The organism is Azospirillum sp. B510, from assembly GCF_000010725.1.
In the GTDB taxonomy this organism is placed as follows: Bacteria; Pseudomonadota; Alphaproteobacteria; order Azospirillales; family Azospirillaceae; genus Azospirillum; species Azospirillum lipoferum_B.
The window spans coordinates 502,660-520,000 of sequence record NC_013854.1; the positions used below are offsets into that span (position 1 = coordinate 502,660).

21 protein-coding genes, 1 tRNA gene and 1 riboswitch (1 of these 23 cut by a window edge) are annotated in these 17,341 nt (G+C 69.2%); of the genes, 16 read left to right on the forward strand and 6 right to left on the reverse strand.

Annotated features, from left to right (window positions below):
* The first annotated feature begins 127 nt into the window (after positions 1 to 127).
* The 4 genes from AZL_RS02335 to AZL_RS02350 all read left to right on the forward strand — a co-directional run bounded on the left by AZL_RS02335 (position 128) and on the right by AZL_RS02350 (position 3,674).
* Positions 128 to 1,879 carry a long-chain-fatty-acid--CoA ligase gene (locus AZL_RS02335; protein ID WP_012973070.1) on the forward strand — a complete coding sequence of 584 codons (1,752 nt, stop codon included), beginning with the start codon at positions 128 to 130 and terminating at the stop codon, positions 1,877 to 1,879.
* A complete protein-coding gene (locus AZL_RS02340; protein WP_012973071.1) occupies positions 1,876 to 2,178 on the forward strand; it encodes an acylphosphatase in 303 nt (100 codons plus the stop codon). The genes AZL_RS02335 and AZL_RS02340 overlap by 4 nt, the downstream gene beginning before the upstream one ends.
* Positions 2,179 to 2,254: 76 nt before the next feature.
* Entirely contained in the window at positions 2,255 to 3,163 is a 909-nt protein-coding gene (locus tag AZL_RS02345; RefSeq protein WP_012973072.1) for a hypothetical protein, read from the forward strand.
* Entirely contained in the window at positions 3,150 to 3,674 is a 525-nt protein-coding gene (locus AZL_RS02350) for a hypothetical protein (RefSeq protein ID WP_012973073.1), read from the forward strand. Before AZL_RS02345 ends, AZL_RS02350 begins: the two co-directional genes overlap by 14 nt.
* On the opposite strand, the gene lipB is transcribed toward AZL_RS02350, so the two are convergent.
* The gene (gene lipB / locus AZL_RS02355) at positions 3,671 to 4,342 is read right to left on the reverse strand and encodes a lipoyl(octanoyl) transferase LipB (RefSeq protein ID WP_197540156.1); all 672 of its coding nucleotides are present in this window, start codon (positions 4,340 to 4,342) and stop codon (positions 3,671 to 3,673) included. The two genes, AZL_RS02350 and lipB, sit on opposite strands and share 4 nt — an antisense overlap.
* A 265-nt stretch (positions 4,343 to 4,607) precedes the next feature.
* Here lipB and AZL_RS02360 point away from each other — a divergent pair.
* Positions 4,608 to 4,692: transfer RNA gene (locus tag AZL_RS02360), tRNA-Leu, on the forward strand.
* 338 nt (positions 4,693 to 5,030) lie between these two features.
* Positions 5,031 to 5,351: a hypothetical protein gene (locus AZL_RS02365; RefSeq protein ID WP_012973075.1), complete on the forward strand. Its 321-nt coding sequence runs from the start codon at positions 5,031 to 5,033 to the stop codon at positions 5,349 to 5,351.
* A 59-nt stretch (positions 5,352 to 5,410) separates the two neighbouring features.
* On the opposite strand, the gene AZL_RS02370 is transcribed toward AZL_RS02365, so the two are convergent.
* Positions 5,411 to 5,713 carry an STAS domain-containing protein gene (locus AZL_RS02370; RefSeq protein WP_012973076.1) on the reverse strand — a complete coding sequence of 101 codons (303 nt, stop codon included), beginning with the start codon at positions 5,711 to 5,713 and terminating at the stop codon, positions 5,411 to 5,413.
* 367 nt (positions 5,714 to 6,080) lie between these two features.
* Between AZL_RS02370 and mgtE the strand changes: the two genes are divergently transcribed.
* Complete coding sequence (gene mgtE, locus AZL_RS02375) at positions 6,081 to 7,520, forward strand: magnesium transporter (protein WP_012973077.1); 1,440 nt, start codon at positions 6,081 to 6,083, stop codon at positions 7,518 to 7,520.
* A 27-nt stretch (positions 7,521 to 7,547) separates the two neighbouring features.
* Here the strand turns inward: mgtE and AZL_RS36195 are convergent, their stop codons facing one another.
* Positions 7,548 to 7,700: a hypothetical protein gene (locus AZL_RS36195; RefSeq protein ID WP_158305955.1), complete on the reverse strand. Its 153-nt coding sequence runs from the start codon at positions 7,698 to 7,700 to the stop codon at positions 7,548 to 7,550.
* 221 nt (positions 7,701 to 7,921) lie between these two features.
* A riboswitch (TPP riboswitch) is annotated at positions 7,922 to 8,021 on the forward strand.
* On the opposite strand from AZL_RS36195, the gene thiO reads away from it, so the two are divergent.
* The 5 genes from thiO to AZL_RS02400 all read left to right on the forward strand — a co-directional run bounded on the left by thiO (position 8,013) and on the right by AZL_RS02400 (position 11,477).
* A complete protein-coding gene (gene thiO / locus AZL_RS02380) occupies positions 8,013 to 9,203 on the forward strand; it encodes a glycine oxidase ThiO (RefSeq protein ID WP_012973078.1) in 1,191 nt (396 codons plus the stop codon). Its footprint overlaps the riboswitch before it by 9 nt.
* Positions 9,200 to 9,409, forward strand: coding sequence for a sulfur carrier protein ThiS (gene thiS, locus AZL_RS02385; protein ID WP_012973079.1), 210 nt, complete (start codon positions 9,200 to 9,202; stop codon positions 9,407 to 9,409). The genes thiO and thiS overlap by 4 nt, the downstream gene beginning before the upstream one ends.
* A gap of 129 nt (positions 9,410 to 9,538) precedes the next feature.
* Positions 9,539 to 10,339, forward strand: coding sequence for a thiazole synthase (locus AZL_RS02390; protein ID WP_012973080.1), 801 nt, complete (start codon positions 9,539 to 9,541; stop codon positions 10,337 to 10,339).
* A gap of 197 nt (positions 10,340 to 10,536) precedes the next feature.
* Positions 10,537 to 10,980: a PaaI family thioesterase gene (locus AZL_RS02395; protein WP_012973081.1), complete on the forward strand. Its 444-nt coding sequence runs from the start codon at positions 10,537 to 10,539 to the stop codon at positions 10,978 to 10,980.
* A gap of 29 nt (positions 10,981 to 11,009) precedes the next feature.
* Positions 11,010 to 11,477, forward strand: coding sequence for a hypothetical protein (locus AZL_RS02400; protein WP_042442391.1), 468 nt, complete (start codon positions 11,010 to 11,012; stop codon positions 11,475 to 11,477).
* Between the two features lie 42 nt (positions 11,478 to 11,519).
* Here the strand turns inward: AZL_RS02400 and AZL_RS02405 are convergent, their stop codons facing one another.
* From AZL_RS02405 to AZL_RS02410, 3 genes are all read right to left on the reverse strand, one after another.
* On the reverse strand, positions 11,520 to 13,778 hold the full coding sequence (locus tag AZL_RS02405) for a hypothetical protein (protein WP_012973083.1): 2,259 nt from the start codon (positions 13,776 to 13,778) through the stop codon (positions 11,520 to 11,522).
* A 103-nt stretch (positions 13,779 to 13,881) separates the two neighbouring features.
* A complete protein-coding gene (locus AZL_RS35225) occupies positions 13,882 to 14,157 on the reverse strand; it encodes a hypothetical protein (RefSeq protein WP_148219169.1) in 276 nt (91 codons plus the stop codon).
* Between the two features lie 23 nt (positions 14,158 to 14,180).
* A complete protein-coding gene (locus AZL_RS02410) occupies positions 14,181 to 14,366 on the reverse strand; it encodes a hypothetical protein (protein ID WP_042443406.1) in 186 nt (61 codons plus the stop codon).
* Positions 14,367 to 14,617: 251 nt separating this feature from the next.
* On the opposite strand from AZL_RS02410, the gene AZL_RS02415 reads away from it, so the two are divergent.
* The 4 genes from AZL_RS02415 to AZL_RS02430 all read left to right on the forward strand — a co-directional run.
* Entirely contained in the window at positions 14,618 to 15,331 is a 714-nt protein-coding gene (locus AZL_RS02415) for a response regulator (RefSeq protein WP_012973084.1), read from the forward strand.
* Between the two features lie 70 nt (positions 15,332 to 15,401).
* Complete coding sequence (locus AZL_RS02420) at positions 15,402 to 16,016, forward strand: 2-hydroxychromene-2-carboxylate isomerase (RefSeq protein ID WP_012973085.1); 615 nt, start codon at positions 15,402 to 15,404, stop codon at positions 16,014 to 16,016.
* A gap of 149 nt (positions 16,017 to 16,165) precedes the next feature.
* Entirely contained in the window at positions 16,166 to 17,191 is a 1,026-nt protein-coding gene (locus AZL_RS02425; RefSeq protein ID WP_042442392.1) for a potassium channel family protein, read from the forward strand.
* 39 nt (positions 17,192 to 17,230) lie between these two features.
* Positions 17,231 to 17,341, forward strand: partial view of a DUF1489 family protein gene (locus AZL_RS02430; protein WP_052293683.1) — the 5' end (the start) only. The gene runs 318 nt beyond the window's last position; only the first 111 of its 429 coding nucleotides appear in the window; the start codon lies at positions 17,231 to 17,233; its stop codon lies off the right edge, out of view.

Sequence of the window (17,341 nt, forward strand, 5' to 3'; positions counted from 1 at the left end):
GTTCAAGGACAAGTCCGCGTTCCCCGGCCCGGCCGTGATGGCTTAGGCTCGGGGGGTGGCTGTGCCGGGGCAAACCGGCACCGGGAAACAAGAACCGGCAAACAAGATCTCAGGGGAGGAATCGCGCATGGGAGATGCCGCCCGCAAGCTGCCCGACCATCCATGGCTTGCCTCATACCCGCCAACGGTGGATTGGGCGATGCCGATCCCGGCGCGTCCCTTGACCGACCTGCTGGACGATGCCGTCGCCCACCATGGCGACAAGCCCTGCCTGAATTTCCTGGGCAAGCGCACCAGCTATCGCGAGCTTGGCCGGCTGGTCGACCGCGCCGCGCGCGGCTTCCAGGCCATCGGGGTGGGGAAGGGCTCGCGGGTCGGGCTGTTCCTGCCCAACACGCCCTATTACGTCGTCGCCTTCTTCGCCATCCTGAAGGCCGGCGGCACGGTGGTGAACTTCAACCCGCTCTATGCCGAGCGCGAACTGATCCACCAGATCGGCGACAGCGACATCGAGCTGATGGTCACGCTCGACCTCAAGCTGCTGTACGGCAAGATGGCGCGGATGCTGGACGAATCCGGGCTGAAGCGGCTGGTCGTCTGCCGCATGGCCGACATCCTGCCCTTCCCGAAGAACTGGCTGTTCCCCATCGCCAAGAAGGCGGAGATCGCGGTGATCCCGCGCGACGACCGCCATATTCCCTTCGCCCGGCTGATCGCCGATGACGGCCGTCCGGCGCCGGTGGCCATCGACGCGCGCGAGGATGTCGCGGTCCTGCAATATACCGGCGGCACCACCGGCGTGCCCAAGGGCGCGATGCTGACCCATGCCAACCTCTACGCCAACACCATCCAGTGCGCGACCTGGTACGCGGCGAAGGAGCGCAAGCCAGGGGAGGGTGGAGGCGGCAATGGGCAGGAGCGCATGCTGGGCGTTCTGCCGCTGTTCCATGTCTTCGCCATGACCGCGGTGATGAATTTCGGCCTGCATCTGGGGGCGGAGATCGTCCTGCTGCCGCGCTTCGAGCTGGAGCAGGTGATGCGCACCCTGCACAAGGAGCGGATCACCCTGTTCCCCGCCGTGCCGACCATCTACACCGCGATCAACCACCACAGGCATCTGGAGAGGTTCGACCTGTCGTCGATCCGCTTCTGCATGTCGGGCGGCGCGCCGCTGCCGCTGGAGGTGAAGGAGGCGTTCGAGCGGACGACCGGCTGCACGCTGGTCGAGGGCTACGGCCTGTCGGAATGCTCCCCCGTCGCCACCGTCAATCCGGCGGTGCTCCATTCGGACAGGAAGGGCTCCATCGGCCTGCCGCTGCCCGGCACCATCGTCGAGATCGTCAGCCTGGAGGAGCCGCGTCGCGTCCTGCCGCCCGGCGAGAAGGGCGAGGTCTGCATCCGCGGGCCGCAGGTGATGAAGGGCTATTGGCGCCGCCCGGCCGAAACGGCCGAGGCGCTGGCCGACGGCCGGCTGCACACCGGTGATGTCGGGGTGATGGACGCGGACGGCTACACCACCATCGTCGACCGCATCAAGGACATGATCCTGTGCAGCGGCTTCAACGTCTATCCCCGCAATGTGGAGGAGGCGATCTATCTGCATCCCGCCGTCGCCGAATGCGTGGTGGCCGGCGTGCCCGACGCGTATCGCGGCCAGACGGTGAAGGCCTATGTCCGGCTGGATGAGGGGCGGAGCCTGACGGCGGAGGAGCTGACCGCCTTCCTGAAGGACAAGCTGTCGCCGATCGAGATGCCGAAATTCGTGGAATTCCGTCGGGAGCTGCCCAAGACCATGATCGGGAAACTGTCGCGCAAGGCCCTGCTGGACGAGGAGCGGGGCACGCGTGCCGCCGCCACCACGAAAGGCGGGAGCGCATGAGCGCGGATCGGCAGGCCGCTGACCGCAAGGCGGTGCGGGTCCGCATCCAGGGCAAGGTGCAGGGGGTGTGGTATCGCGGCTGGACCGTGGATACCGCGGGCCGGCTCGGCCTGACCGGCTGGGTGCGCAACCGCGGCGACGGCACGGTCGAGGCCCTGTTCGCCGGTCCGGCCGATGCGGTGGACCGCATGCTGGAGGCCTGCCGCCGCGGCCCGCCCTCGGCGATCGTCCGCGACGTGGTGTCCGAACCGGAGCAGGACCCCCGCATGGCCGGGTTCGAACAGCGGCCGACGCTGTGATTCCTTCCGTTTTAGCGTTCCGCTAACCATGACGGCGGCATGTTGGTTGTGACAGCGGTTTGAGGATGATGCCGGGATGACCGCCAGGAAACCGGATGTGGCCGGGGTGGCCGCCATGCTGACCGGCGTCTTCGCCAAGGCGGCGGAGGCGAAGGGCAAGCCTGTCCGCGCGGACGCCCCGTCAGTAGCGGCCCCATCTGTGGCGGCCCCATCTGTGGCGAGGGCGGCTGTGCCGAAGCCGGCCATGGCATCCGGACGGGAGCCGTCGGTCCGCCTCAGCCTGGGGCCGGAGGCGGCGGGGGACGGTCGGGGGCGTCCGTCCGGCGGTTCGGGCGGCGATCTCGTCGACCGTCTGGAGCCGGCGATCCGGGCGCTGGCGCGCGATTTCGGGCGGCTGCTGGCGGCCTTCGGGATGGCCGGGAAGGATGCCGAGGCGGCGGAGGCCGCGCTTGCCGGCCGTTTCGACGCGGTGGAGCGCCGGGCCGCCATCGTGGCACTGGATGGTCCCGCCGGGGAGTTGCGGCCGCTGGCCGGGGAGGACCGGCAGGATGTGTCGGTCGCACTGCGGGATATAGGCCTCACGCTGATCGGCGGGCGGGTCGAGGTCCGGCTGGAGGATGCCGCGCTGATGCTGGCGCGGGTGCCGCCGGAGGAGAGGGGCGAGGGGGTGCTGGGCATTCTCCGCTCCGCCCTTCGTCCCGGCAAGGGGCTGACGGTGGAGACCGACCGGGTCGCCATCGATGATCTGGGGCCGGTCATCGCGGCGTTGGCGGCGGCGATGGCCACGCCGCCGCAGGGGCTGGAGGGTACGGTGACGCTGTCGCCGCTTGGCGCTCCGGCGGCCGATGGCGGGGCGATGGAGCTGTCGCTCTCGTTGTCCGGGCGGCTGGGCGATGCGGCGGCCGGTTCGACGTCGACCCAAAGGCCGGCGGAGGAGAAGCCGGTGGACGAGATCGGGGCGCGTGGGTTCGATGTCCGGATTTGACGGCCTTCGGCGGACGGCCGCCCTGGCGATCCTGGCGCTGTACGGGCTGGCGCTGCCGGCGGCTCCCCCGGCTTTGGCCGGCGCGCTGGAACGGACGGAGCCGGGCCATCAGGCGCCGCCGGCGCCGGGTTCCAGCCTGCCGATCGCGCCGCCCATCGTGCAATACGCGCTGCCCTCGCAATGGATGACGATCCGCTCCAAGGAGGACTGGCGCAAGGCCGGCAAGTTCGAGAAGGAACTGAGCAAGGAGTGCGCCGCCCTGCGCTTCAACGAGATCGAGCCGATGCGGTTCCGCGCCTTCTACAAGGGCGAGGTGCTGGGCGTCGCCTTCGGCCATGGGTTGAACCTGCATGATCCCGGCAAGAAGGCCGATCCCAAGAAGATCTACCTGTTCCGCAACGGCGATGCGACCGGCTGCACCGTGCAGTCCCTCGACAATCAGGACCCTCGCGTGAACCCCGCCGGCAGTCCGGCCGGCACCCCGGCCGCCGGCGGGTTCAAGAAATATTAGGCGTCTCCGCCGTCCTCCTCGCCGCGCGTCACGCCGCCGAACACTTCCGGCCAAGCCGCGATCAGGGCCGAATCGACATCCTCCATCGTCACCAGCTGGCCCAGCGCGACGATGGAGGTGACGCCATGCTCGGCGATGCCGCAGGGGACGATGCCGCCGAAATGGGACAGGTCCGGTTCCACATTCAGGGCGATGCCGTGGAAGCTGACCCAGCGGCGCACCCGCACGCCGATGGCGGCGATCTTGTCCTCCTGGCCCTTCAGCCCGCCATAGGGCTGCTTGTCGACCCAGATGCCGACGCGGCCCTCGCGCCGTTCGCCCCGGATGTTGAAGGCGGCGAGGGTGCGGACGATCCATTCCTCGAGGTCGCGGACGAAGCCGCGGATGTCGGCGCCGCGCGCCTTCAGGTCCAGCATGACGTAAGCCACCCGCTGCCCCGGCCCATGATAGGTGTACTGGCCGCCGCGGCCGCTGCGGTAGACCGGGAAGCGGTCGGCCTCCAGCAGATCCTCGTCGCGTGCGCTGGTGCCGGCGGTGTAGAGCGGCGGATGCTCCAGCAGCCAGACCAGTTCCGGCGCGGTGCCGGCGCGGATCGCCTCGACACGCGCCTCCATCTCGGCGATGGCCTCGGGATAGGGCACCGGCTCGTCGGAGATGCGCCATTCCAATGGCTGGGCGGCGATTGGCTGGCCGGCGATCGGTTGGACCGCGGTTGGGCGCTGACTGGCGGGCGAGCTGGTCAGGGAAGTCATTCGATCGGATCTCTGTAGTGTCTGGCGGTGTCTGGCGGTGGCGGCGGACCGGCCGGCGGGCCGTTCCGCATTTTTCTTCGCGGAAGATGATTGTAGCGCTTGATCGCCCGTCGGGAAGCTGATATCTACCCGCTCCACCCGATGAGGCGCGCAAGCGAGCGTCGGGGACTACCAGCCTGATGCGGTCGTGGCGGAATTGGTAGACGCGCAGCGTTGAGGTCGCTGTGGGGCAACCCGTGGAAGTTCGAGTCTTCTCGACCGCACCACTCTCCCATGCAGATGGGACCATCCCGGGGATACGGGACTGACGAAAAGCCCGCAGGTCGCGAGACCGAGCGGGCTTTTTCGTATCCGCATCCACCACTCTCCGCTTGTTCTTGATGCTGACAGGGCAGGCTCAAGACTGTCTCGGGTGTTGGTATCGTATTCGATAATAAAAATGAAAATAATTCTCCCTATGTGATGTGGAGAGAGAACAATGGTGGCCGAAGCGGCCGCCTAATCCCTTGTTGTTGTCCGGAAGCGGTAATATCCTGCACTCGAATGTCAGGATGGAGTGCTTTTGTGTTGCTCCATTCGGCCCATGGATGATACGGGGGATTTTATGGCGACCGTCGTGATGATGAAGCACCCGCAGACCGGGCTCACCAAGAAGGGGCTCGTCGGGTTCAGCTGGACGACCCTGTTCTTTGGCGGCCTTCCCGCCCTGTTTCGCGGCGACTGGGGGATGGGGCTGATCCTGACCGTCCTGTACTTCTTCACCGGCGGACTGTCAGGGATCATCGCCGCCTTTCTCTACAACAAGCACTACACCTCGAAGCTGATCGAAGCGGGCTATGTCTTCGCCGATACCGAGGGACGCAACAGCCTGGCCCGACTGAAGCTGGGCATCGACACGACGGGCGTGGTCGCCACCCCGACCTGATCGACGGGTGGACCGTGATGCGGGGCGGTGCCCGGTGGGGCGCCGTCCCTTTTGTCGTGTCAGCGGAATTCCATATAGCGGTCCAGCGCGGCGCGGCGCAGGGCGCGGAGGATGTGGGGAGCGGCACCGCTGGCGATGATGTGGCCGCCGGCCTCCCGGCAGCGGTTCGCCAGGATGAACATCATGCCGATGGCCGCGGAATCGATGAAGGTGACGAAGCGCAGGTCGATCGGGACCTTCGGGCTGGCCGCGAAATCCCAGTCGCGGAGCATGTCGTGGAAACGGGTGCCGTCCTCGTAGGTGCAACGGCCGGACAGAAGGATGCCGTCGCAACCCTCGATGGTGGTAAAGGCATAGTCCATCGGCGAGTCCCGGTCCTCTCCCTGTCATGCGCGGCCATGGATGTGGCGTACCCCCATGGGAACATGAAGGGTTGTGGCGGCGCAAGGGCAGGGCGGCGAAGCGCGGGTCCGGTCCGAACCGGACTGGACAAACGGACGGCGCGTCTCTATCTCGGCGGGCGCCTCCGTCCGCACCGCTCCGGTCCCTTGCGCCGGACATCCGGCGGTGGCCGGAACGCGCCGGACATCCGGCACCGGCCGGAAGGCTTCCACAACCCGCAAACCCTGAACGCCGCCGGCCACCGTCCGATGTCGCGGAGCCTTCGCGTCCCATTCCGGCATCGGCGCCGGTGGTCCGGGTTCGCATCGTCGAAGGGAGGGTGCCGGCATGCACACCGATTCCCAGGCCAATTCCCAGCCTGATCCCCGGCCCGATCCCCGGCCCGATCCCCATGCCCGTCCGGGGCGTGAGGCGGAGGACGAACGCCCCTATGGCGTCGAGCCGGAGTTCGTGGACGAGATCGCCACCCTGCTGCGCGCCCGCGAACGCGACAAGGTGCTGGCGCGGCTGGACAGGCTGCATGCCGCCGACATCGCCGATCTGATCGAGCAGGCGGAGCCGGTCGAACGCGCCGACCTGATCGACCTGCTGCCCGCCGCGTTGGACGGCGAGGTGCTGTCCTACCTGAACCCGGACCTGCGCGAGGCGCTGATCGGGCGGTTCGCGCCGCAGGAGCTGGCCGACGCCGTCGCCGATCTCGACACCGACGACGCGGTCGAACTGATCGAGGATCTGGACGCCGAGACCCGCGCGCAGATCCTGGCGAAGCTGCCGGATGCCGAACGCGCCCTTGTCCAGGAGAACCTGACCTACGCCGAAGACAGCGCCGGCCGCATGATGCAGCGCGAGCTGGTGGCGGTGCCGGAATTCTGGACGGTCGGCAAGACCATCGACTATGTCCGGGCGGCGACCGACCGGCTGCCGGAGGATTTCTACGACCTCTTCATCGTCGACCCGATGCATCGGGTGGTGGGGGCGGTGCCGCTGTCGCGCCTGCTGCGCCAGCGCCGGGCCGTGCGCATCGCCGATCTGGTGACCGGCGAGGTGGACGCCATCCCCGCCACCATGGACCGCGAGGAGGTGGCGAACCTGTTCCGGCAATATGCCCTGGTCTCCGCCCCCGTGATCGACGCCGCCGGCCGGCTGATCGGCGTCATCACCGTCGACGACGTCGTCCGCGTCATCGACGAGGAAGCCGAGGACGACTTGCGCAAGTTGAGCGGGTCGGGCGACACCGGTGTGTTCAGCGGCATCGCCGACATCGCCCGCAGCCGTGTCGGCTGGCTGACCGTCAACCTCGCCACCGCCTTCCTGGCGTCGGGCGTCATCTCGCTGTTCGAGGGTACCATCGAGCGGATCGTGGCGCTGGCGGTGCTGATGCCCATCGTCGCCTCGATGGGCGGCAACGCCGGCACCCAGACGCTCGCCGTCGTCGTCCGCGCGCTGGCGACGCACGAGCTGTCCTCCGCCAACGCCTTCCGCGTGGTGGGGAAGGAGCTGCTGGTCGGGCTGATCAACGGCGGCATCTTCGCCGTGATGGTCGGCGTCATGGCACTGGTCTGGTACGGCCCGCTGATCGGCGTCGTCATCGGGCTGGCCATGATCATCAATCTGGTGGTCGCCGGCCTCAGCGGCGCGCTGATCCCGCTGGGGCTGGCGAAGCTGGGCGTCGATCCGGCGGTGTCGAGCGCCGTGTTCCTGACGACGGTGACGGATGTCGTCGGTTTCCTCGCCTTCCTCGGGCTGGCGTCGCTGTTCCTGCTGTAGGAGGGGGCGCCGGCGCGCCTCTCCCCCTCATCCGGCGCCGTCGATCCGCGCGGCCGGCAGGCACAGGCTGCGGATCGGCGCCTCCGTCACCCCGGCCGCCGGTGCCGCCGTGGCGGTCTGGCCGGTTGACGAGACCGGCGGGACGACGGAGGCGGAGTCCTGGCGGAGGAAGGACAGCATGGCGGGCGGATCCTCTGTCGTCGTTGATTGTTTTCCGCAGCGGCGGCGCCCGCCGGGTTCCCGCGGTCGCCGTTCGTGGGTTTTCCACGGACAGCTTAGGCCCGATCGGCGGCCGACGCCTGTCCGGAAAACTCCGCATCGGCCCGTGGCATCTCGATACGGGGGCGAGAACCGCGAGCGGATTCCGCTTGTGGGGCCAGCGAAACATTGGCATAAGGCGGGTCATAGGCCTGGGGTGCCGCGCGGTGGTCGCGCGGCTGAGAACACACCCATCGAACCTGTCTGGGTAATTCCAGCGAAGGGAGCCGCCGCATGATCCATGCGCCAGAACCGCATCCGTTTTCCGTTTCCGCCCCCCGTCCGTCCGCCTCCGCTCCGTCCGTCGCCATCATCGGCGCCGGCTGCATCGGCCTTGCCATCGCCTGGAGGCTGGCCTCGGCCGGCTGCCGCGTCGCCGTCTTCGAGCGGGGGGAGGCCGGGCGTGGCGCCACCCACGCCGCCGGCGGCATGCTGGCCGCCTGTGTCGAGACCGAGCCGGGCGAGGAGGGACTGCTGCCGCTGACCCGCGCGTCGCAGGCGCTGTGGCCGGATTTCGCCCGCGATCTGGAGGCGGCGAGCGGCATGGCCGTGGATCTGCGCGGCGAAGGCACCATGGTCATCGCGCTCACCGCGGACGATGCCGCCAAGGTGCGTTTCCTCCACGCTTTCCAGCGCGATCTCGGATTGCCGGTGGAGTGGCTGAGCGGCGCCGAGGTACGGCGGCGCGAGCCCTTCCTACAGCCGGGCGTCGCCGGCGCCCTGTTCTGCGCCGGCGACCATCAGGTCGACAACCGCAAGGTCGCTGCGGCCCTGCGCGCCGCCGCCGGGGCCGCCGGTGTTCGCCTTCACGAGCGCTGCGGCGAGGTGGCGCTGGCGGTGGAGGGCGGGCGCGCCGTGGGCTTGCGGGTCGCCGACACGCTGCACCGGGCCGACCGCGTGGTGCTGGCCGCCGGGGCCTGGTCGGCCGGGGTGCCTGGATTGCCGCCCGTCGCCCGGCCGCCGGTGCGGCCGGTGAAGGGGCAGATGGTCTGCCTGCGGATGGATGCGCGGCTGCCGCTGCTGCGCCATGTGGTGTGGACGCCGGGAACCTATCTGATCCCCCGGCTCGACGGCCGGCTGCTGATCGGCGCCACCACCGAGGAGCGCGGCTTCGACGAACGCCTGACCGCCGGCGGGCAGTTCGCCCTGCTGGAGGGGGCGTGGCGGGCGCTGCCGGGCATCGCCGAACTGCCGATCGAGGAAGCCTGGGCCGGCTTCCGGCCCGGCAGCCGCGACGACGCGCCGATCCTGGGCGAGAGCGGCCTTCCCGGCCTGATCCACGCCACCGGCCACCACCGCAACGGCATCCTGCTGACCCCGGTGACCGCCGACGGCATCGCCCGGCTGGTGCTGACCGGTGAGACCGATCCGCTGCTGCGCCCCTTCGCCGCCGACCGCTTCCTCGCGGCGGGAGCGGTGGCATGACAGCCGTCCTCCGCGTCAACGGTCGCGAAGAGCCGTTCTCCACCACCTCCGTCGCCGATCTTCTGGCCGCGCGCGGCATCGCCGATGGGGCGCGCGGCATCGCCGTCGCCCTGAACGGTGCCGTCATTCCCCGCCGCCGCTGGCATGAGACCCCGCTCCAGCCCGGCGACAGCCTGGAAATCGTCCGCCCGATCCAGGGCGGTTGAACCCCTGATCCTCCCTCTCCCGCCCGAGGCGCGCATCCCGCCAATTGGGAAGAATCCCCCTCTCCCTCCTGGGGAGAGGGGGATTTCCCCAGACCGATCGCGGGCGAGGGCCTTTCAAAAGGCTTCCCCATGTCCCAAACCGATACCCTCACCATCGCCGGCCGCAGCCTTTGCTCGCGGCTGTTCCTCGGCACCGCCGGCTATCCCAACCAGCAGGTGATGCTCGACGCGCTGGCGGCCAGCGGCAGCGAGCTGGTCACGCTGGCGATCCGCCGCATCAGCCTGGACGGCTATTCGGAAAGCCTCGTCGATGTGCTGGCCCGCGCCACCGCCGGTCGTCCCACCGGCCCGGTCGGCCTGCTGCCAAACACCGCCGGATGCATGACCGCCAAGGAGGCGGTGCTGACCGCCCAGCTGTCGCGCGAGGCGCTCGACACCCCCTGGATCAAGCTGGAGGTCATCGGCGACCGCGAATTGCTCTATCCCGATGTCGAGGAGTTGCTGCGCGCCACCGAGGAGCTGGTGAATGACGGCTTCGTCGTGCTGCCCTATTGCAACGACGATCCCGTCACCTGCCGCAAGCTGGCCGATCTTGGGGCGGCGGCGGTGATGCCGCTGGGGGCCTTCATCGGGTCTGGCATGGGCATCCGCAACCCGCACGCCATCGAGACGATCTGTGCCCGCAGCCCGGTGCCGGTGGTGCTGGACGCCGGGATCGGCACCGCGTCCGACGCGGCGCTGGCGATGGAGCTGGGCTGCGCCGCGGTGCTGCTGAACACCGCGGTGTCGAAGGCGCGCGATCCGGTGCGGATGGCGGCGGCGATGCGCGACGCGGTCAGCGCCGGCCGCGCCGCCCATCTGGCCGGCCGCATGCCGATGCGCGCCCATGCCGAACCGTCCAGCCCGCAGATGGGGCTGATCGGCGGCTGATTCGGTGGCCGATTCGGGGGCCGTCCGGCGGAGGTGGCGTGGACGGCGGGGGGGGCGCACAAGGTCGCAGGCATATTCCCTCCGGCGGCCATTCGGCCGCTTGATCCGGCGGGGCGGCTGACGCAGGCTGTCGCCGTCTGCCACCGCCCCCAAAGGCGACCGCCGCCCAGCCGACCTTCAGCCGGAGAACCGCCGCCGTGCCTGCCATTTTCGAACCCCGCACCCCCGACTGGAAGGCGCGCTGCCTCACCTCCTTCGAGCAGCAACCGATCTGCCGGACGCTCGGCATCGAGATGGCGGCGATGGAACCGGGCTTCTGCGAGATGCGCCTGCCGTTCCGCGCCGACCTGACGCAGCAGCATGGCTTCTTCCATGCCGGCATGGTCAGCACCCTGGCCGACAATGCCGGCGGCTATGCCGCGCTCACGCTGATGCCCGCCGGGGCCGAGGTGCTGGCGGTGGAGTTCAAGATCAACCTGATGTCGCCGGCCAAGGGCGAGGTGATGATCGCCCGCGCCCGCGTGGTGAAGCCGGGCCGCACCCTGGTCATCACCCAGGTCGAGGTGTCGATGCTGGATGGCGGGGTGGAGAAGGATTGCGCCCTGATGCAGCAGACCGCCTTCTGTGTCATGCCGAAATGATGGTCCAACCGGTTCGAAAGGGAAGCCCGATGCCGTCCGCCCGCCTTCCATCCGTGTCCGCCGCCGCCCTCCTGCTGGCCGGCGGCGTCTGCCTTCTGTCCGCCGCCCCGGCGGAGGCCAAGGAGCCGCCCTCCTGTGCCGCGATCTCCTTCCGCTCGCTGCCCGGCGGCGCCCCCGACGGGGAGCAGGATGCCGGCCTCTACAAGTCCCGTTTCGGCAAGATCGAGGTGAAGGCCGAGGTCAAGGGCGGGCAGGCCACCACCTATTACATGGTGCTGAACGGCAAGAAGGTGGAGGGCCCGGCGACCCCGCCGAAGATGTCCGACGCCTGCCTGAAGTCCAAGCATGTCAAGCTGCCCTTCGCCAAGCAGACCCAGGGCACCTGCACCGGCAACCGTTTCCGCGTCGTCATCGACCGCTCCAGCGGCAAGCCGGTCGCCGCCTTCTTCGGTTTGCAGGGCGAGGATTGGGCCTATTGCAGCGCCGCCACGCTGTAGGGCAGGTGTTGGGGGGACGGCACCCCCGCCCCCCGGTGCTTCTCAGATCGTCATCGCCTTCACCCGCTCCCGCAAGGTCTGCCGCGCCGCCTCGGCCTCGGCGCGGGCGGTGGTCAGGTCGCGGGCCAGGCTGTCCAGCCGGTTCTCCGCCTCCGCCATCTTCGCCAGCGTGCGCTTGTGCAGGTCGCTGCCCGCCGGCAGAGCCTTCAGATTTTCGCGCAGACGGTCCTGGTCGGCGATGCGCTCCGTCCGCTCACGGTCAAGATCGGCGATGCGGCGTTCCTTCTCGGCGACCGCGCCCCGCAGTCCGGCCAGCGTGGTCAAGGCCTGACGCACCTCCGCCGGCAGTTCCGGGGCGGAGGCGCGGGCGGCGATCTGGTCGGCGCTCAGGTCGGTCAGGACGATCCGCTCCTGCCGGGGGCGCTCCAGCGTCGCGGTCAGCGTCACCGTCTTGCCGGCCGGCACCGCCAGCGGCAGGCGATAGGCGGTCGCCGTCGCCTCCGGCTTCGTTTCCGTTCCCGTCGTTTGCGCCGTCTTGGGCTCCAGCTCGGCCAGTTCCCAGCCGGCGCGGCGCGGATGCTCGATCACGACGGCGCGATCCCCGTCGGCGGCGCCGGCCACCGTGTAGGTGGTGCTTTGCCGGTCGATCACCGACAGGGTCAGCACGCCATCGGCAAGGGTGGCGCGGGACAGCCGGCGGCTCGGCTTCTCATCGCGGTCGATGGTGACCGCCTGATCGACGGCGAAGGACAGCAGCCGGCTCTCGCCCGCCGGCAGGGTCGCCATGCGCGCATCGCCGACATAGGCGTTGGTGGCGGCGTTGGTGGTGGCGGCGGCGTTGCGGTCGTAGAAGGTCAGCAGTCCCGGCGGCAGGGCGGTGTCGCCGTCGTTGCGCAGCCGCAGGGAGGCCAGCGGATGACGGGCGTCGGTGGTGGGCTGGTAGAGCGCCACCCGCTCCACCGGCAGGGCGCGTGCCGTGATCGGCATCATCAGCGTCGCGCCATTCGGCACGCTGACCGGCTGCGGGTAATGGAACAGCACCTGCGCGCCTTCCGCCGCCCCGGCCTCGGCGCCCCGCACCGCGGCCATCGCCGGCGTGCCGCCACCGGTGGCGTAGGGCGCCGCTTTCGCCAGCGGTTCGGCCATCGGGGCCGGGGCGGCGGCCATCGGCGGGGGAGGGGCCATGGCCGGCGCCGGCACGCGCGAGACCTCGAGCTGCGGGCGCATCGCGGCGCGGGTGTCGTTCAGCGTCACCGCGCCCTCGTCGGCCTTGGGCAGCACCCGGCCCAGCACCTCGACCGGCACCTCCGGCCGCTCGACGAAATAGGGCGTGTAGAGCGCCTGACGCAGGGTGACCGGGTTCCCCGACACCACCGTCAGATCGACGCCGCGCCAATCCTCGCCGCTCAGATTCTCCAGCACCGCCCACCCCTGCAAGGCGCCGGTGCCGTCGGTCGCCGGGCCATCCGCGGCCTGTCCGTTCCGTGTCAGGCTGAGCCGGTAGGTCGCTTTCCACAGCGGCATCTCCGCGACATAGCCGACCCGGACCCGCCGTTCGCCGTTGGGCCGCCCGTCGTTAACCTGCCCATCCTGCGGCGCGCGGCTGTGGACGGTCAGCCGCCGCCGCTCGCGCCGGGCATTCTCCGCCACCGCCGAAAGCGCCCGGTCGATCTGGGCCTGCACCGCGGGATCGGTGAAGCGCAGCGTGTCGGCCTCCTCCAGCACCAGCTGGCGCAGGCCGTCCGCCGTCATCAGTGTCACCCGGTTGCGCGTGGTGGTGGCGCCGTCATCGCCCGGCAGCCGCACCGTTTCCTCCGTCACCGACATCAGCCGTCCGGTCAGCTGGCGCGTGCCGCCGGAGGCGACCTCCGCCCCGCGCATGGCGTTGAGCAGGGCCGCCGGCGAGGCGAGGTCGCCCGCCGTGAAGGGCAGTTCGCGGAAGGCGGTGTCGAGCGGCTCGGCTCCCGGCAGACCGATGGTGCCGACACCGCCGCGGTCGTCATAGACGACGATGCTCTTCAGCACGTCGTCGACCTGATCGCGCCGCACCTCCAGCGACAGGTCGGCGTCGCCGCTCACCGTCGCCTCATATTCGAAATAGCCGACGCCGCCGGTGGACAGCAGGACCCGCGTCAGCGCCAGCCGCCCGGCCTCCGGTCCGCCGGTTATCGAACCGCCGGCCATCGTTTGGGCGGCCATCGTTTGGGCGGTCGTCGTCTGGGCGGCGGCCCGGCCCGCCGTCAGAACCACCGGTGCCGCCATCAGCAGGGCGGTGGAGGCGAGAAGAATGGCACGGGTCATGATCGGGTCTCTCCGCTTTTGTGACTCCCGGCCCTCGGGATAGGCGTGAAATCGGGCGGGAATAGGGAGAGCACCGCAAAAAGCTGTGCAGCGATCGCAGCGGTCAGGACGACGCGGTCAGCCAGCGCTCCATCATTGTCCGCCACAAGGGGCTGGAGGCGGGGGGCGCGACCGGCGGTGCCGCGGCGGGCGCACAGCTTGGATGGCAGGCGGAATGGCCACCGGAATGATGGCCGCACCGCTCCACCACCGGACGGCGGTTGCCGTCGGCGTAGGGGCGCCGCGCCGGCCGGCCGTGGGCCGCCGGGCCATGGAGTGGACCGTGGAGTGGCGCGCGGTGGGGTGGCACCGGTGTCGCCGGGGCGTTGCGGCCGGACATGATCGCGCTCCTGTCAGACCCCGTCAGCCCGGCTGTCCGACGGCCCGTGCCGAATCGAGATGGCGCCTCGCCTCGCCCAGCAGAAGGCGATGCTGGGCCAGCGTCTCGCGGATCGGGCCGTGCTGCCCATAGACCCGGACCTCGTTCAGCAGACGGTCGGCGCGGTCGAGCAGGGCCAGGCGCTCCAGGCAATGATCGATGTTCGACATGGCGGTGCATCTCCCCATCACGACGCCGGTCCGGTGCCCGTCACGGACGGCCGTTCCCAGGTCGATGCTTCGCATTTAAACCGCAGCCTGTTTCTGGTTAATGTCCATGCGGGGGTATTTTCATGTCGCCGGCATGGCGGGTGATTTCAACGGCCTCATCGGGCCGGCGAAATGGCCGCGGCTGTTACGGGGTTGTAACGCATTGCGTGCCGCTCACACGTGAGATAAGAAGGTTTGGGGAGGTAACAGGCATGCATATTCTCGCGGTCGATGACGACGAGCCGATTCGGGAGCTTTTGGCCTCATATCTGGCGGGAGAGGGGTATCGGGTCACCACGGCCCCGGATACCGCGTCCGCCCGTCAGGCCCTGGACGGCGAGCCTGTCGACCTTGTGGTCTGCGACTTGCGCCTGCCCGATGGCGACGGTCTGGGCCTTGTTCGCCAGATCCGCACCGAATCCCAGATTCCCGTCATCATCCTGTCTTCCAAGGATCAGGATGTCGACCGCATCGTCGGGCTGGAACTGGGTGCCGACGATTACCTGACCAAGCCTTTCAACCCGCGTGAACTGCTCGCCCGCATCAAGGCGGTGTTGCGCCGCGTCTCCAACGACGCCCGCCCGGCGCGCAACCCGGAGGAACTGCGCGCCGTCGTGCAGTTCGCCAATTGGGAACTCGACCTGACCGCCCAGCGCCTGCGCGGGCAGGAGGGGCGCGAGGTGGAGCTGACCAAGGCGGAGTTCGGCCTGCTCGCCGCCTTCGTCAAGCGGCCGCAGCGGGTGCTGACCCGCGACCAGCTGCTCGACCTAACCCGGGTCGACGGGGCGGAGGTGTTCGACCGTTCGATCGACGTGCTGATCCTGCGTCTGCGCCGCAAGATCGAGGCGAACCCCAAGGAACCCCGCATCATCAAGACCGAGCGCGGTGCCGGCTACGTCTTCGACGCCAAGGTGCGCACCGTCTGACGGGACGTCCGGCTGGACGCCGGGCCGTACCGGCGTTAACCTTTCCGGAAAACCGACCGGGGAGGATCGCGTGCCTGATCCCATCGATTTCTATTTCGATTTCGGCTCACCCTACGGCTATTTCGCCAGCCTGCGCATCGACGAGCTGGCGGCGAAACATGGTCGGGGCGTCACTTGGCATCCCGTTCTGCTCGGCGCCATCTTCAAGGTGACGGGCATGAAGCCCAACCTTCAGCAGCCCTTGCGCGGCGCGTATCTCACCCTCGACGTCGGCCGTGTCGCGCGGCTGACCGGCGCGCCCTTCACCTTCCCCGATTCGGCGCCGGTCAACGGTGTCGCCGCCTCGCGCGCCTTCTACTGGCTCACCGACCGGCATCCGGAACAGGCGAAGCTGCTGGCCCATGCCCTCTTCCATGCCCATTTCGGCGAGGGGCTGGACATCGGCCCGGCCGATATGGTGGCGGAGATCGCGGCGAAGACCCTGGGAAGCCTCGGCATCGACCGCGCCGCGGTGAGCGCCGCCCTCCAGGACCCGGCGGTCAAGGAGCGTCTGCGCGGCGAGACCGACGACGCGGTGGAGCGCGGCGTCTTCGGTTCGCCCTTCGTCATTGTCGATGGCGAGCCTTTCTGGGGCTGGGACCGGCTCGACATGCTCGACCGCTGGCTCGCCACCGGCGGCTGGTGAGACGGGACTTCCCGTCTCCCTGGTGCGATGGCTCGGTGCGGAGGCGGAAATTGCTGACGGTCGGGCCGGTCAAACCGCTATAACCATCGGGCAGGATTTTCGGCTGGGCGCCGCTGCCGGTGCCCGTTCTCGCTTGGGTTCACCGCCCCATGGATCAGATCGTTCCCGACCGCCGTCCCCGGACGAGCAGCCCGCCTCCGGCGCTTCCTCCCGGTGGTGGCCATGGTGGGTATGGCGGACCCCATTCGGGCAAGGGGGCATCGAAATCCTGGCTGGGCGGGGCGCTGCTGACGGCGCTGCTGCTCGGCCTCATCGCGCTGTCGATCCGGTCGGTGTCGGGAAATCTGACCTTCGTCCTGCTCGGGTCGGTCGGTCTGGTGGTCGGTGCCTTCCACTATCTGTTTCCGGGCAGCCAGTTCTTCACCCTGGCGCTGACCAACTTCATCGGCGTCTATGCCTGTATCTTCGTCTTTTTCGCCGAGAGCAACTTCCACAACATCAGTCCGCTGATCCAGGGGGTCGCCTTCGTCCTGCCACTGATCGCCTTCCTGGGCGGAGCCTGGTGGCGGGCGGAGGACATCCGGCGCATCGTGATGTCGCGCCGGCTGCGCGAAGGGGGCCATTTCGACCGCGTCTTCCTGTGGATGGCACCGGTCTGGGGCATTGGCGCCCTGACCTTCCTGGTGCCGGAACAGGACATGGACACGCAGACCATCGGCGCCATCTTCCTGCTGTCGATGTCGGCCATCGCCGCCATCGTCGCCCTGGTGGCGCGCGACATCGCCATCTTCCTGCTCGATGCCGGCCTGCTGTTCGAAGGATTTTTCCAGCAATCGGCCCGGCTGGTGCTGCCGGCCTTCGCCTTCCTGACCTTCTACTCGCTCTCCGTCATCCTGTTCGGCGCCATCTACACCATCATGGACCGCTTCATGATGGAGCCGAACTTCGTCATCGAGGGCGTCCGGCGTGACATCACCTTCGCCGAAGGGATCTATTTCTCCCTCGTGACCTTCGCCACCGTCGGTTATGGCGACATCCACCCGGTGTCCGGTCCGGTCCGCCTGGTCTGCGGCATCGAGATCGTCATGGGTGTGCTTCTGCTGCTGTTCGGCTTCAGCGCCATCATCGGCCATGCCCGGCCGACCAGCCGGTCGGACCGCAACGATCCCCTCTGAGCCGGAGCGGATCCCCACGCCACAGCTTTCATGGTCATCATGCCTCTCCATCTCATCAAGCTCGCCGTCGGTGTCCGCGACCTCGATCATCTGGCGGAGCTTCAGGACCGCCGCGCCACGACGGCGACCGGCCAGACCAGAATCCCGGTC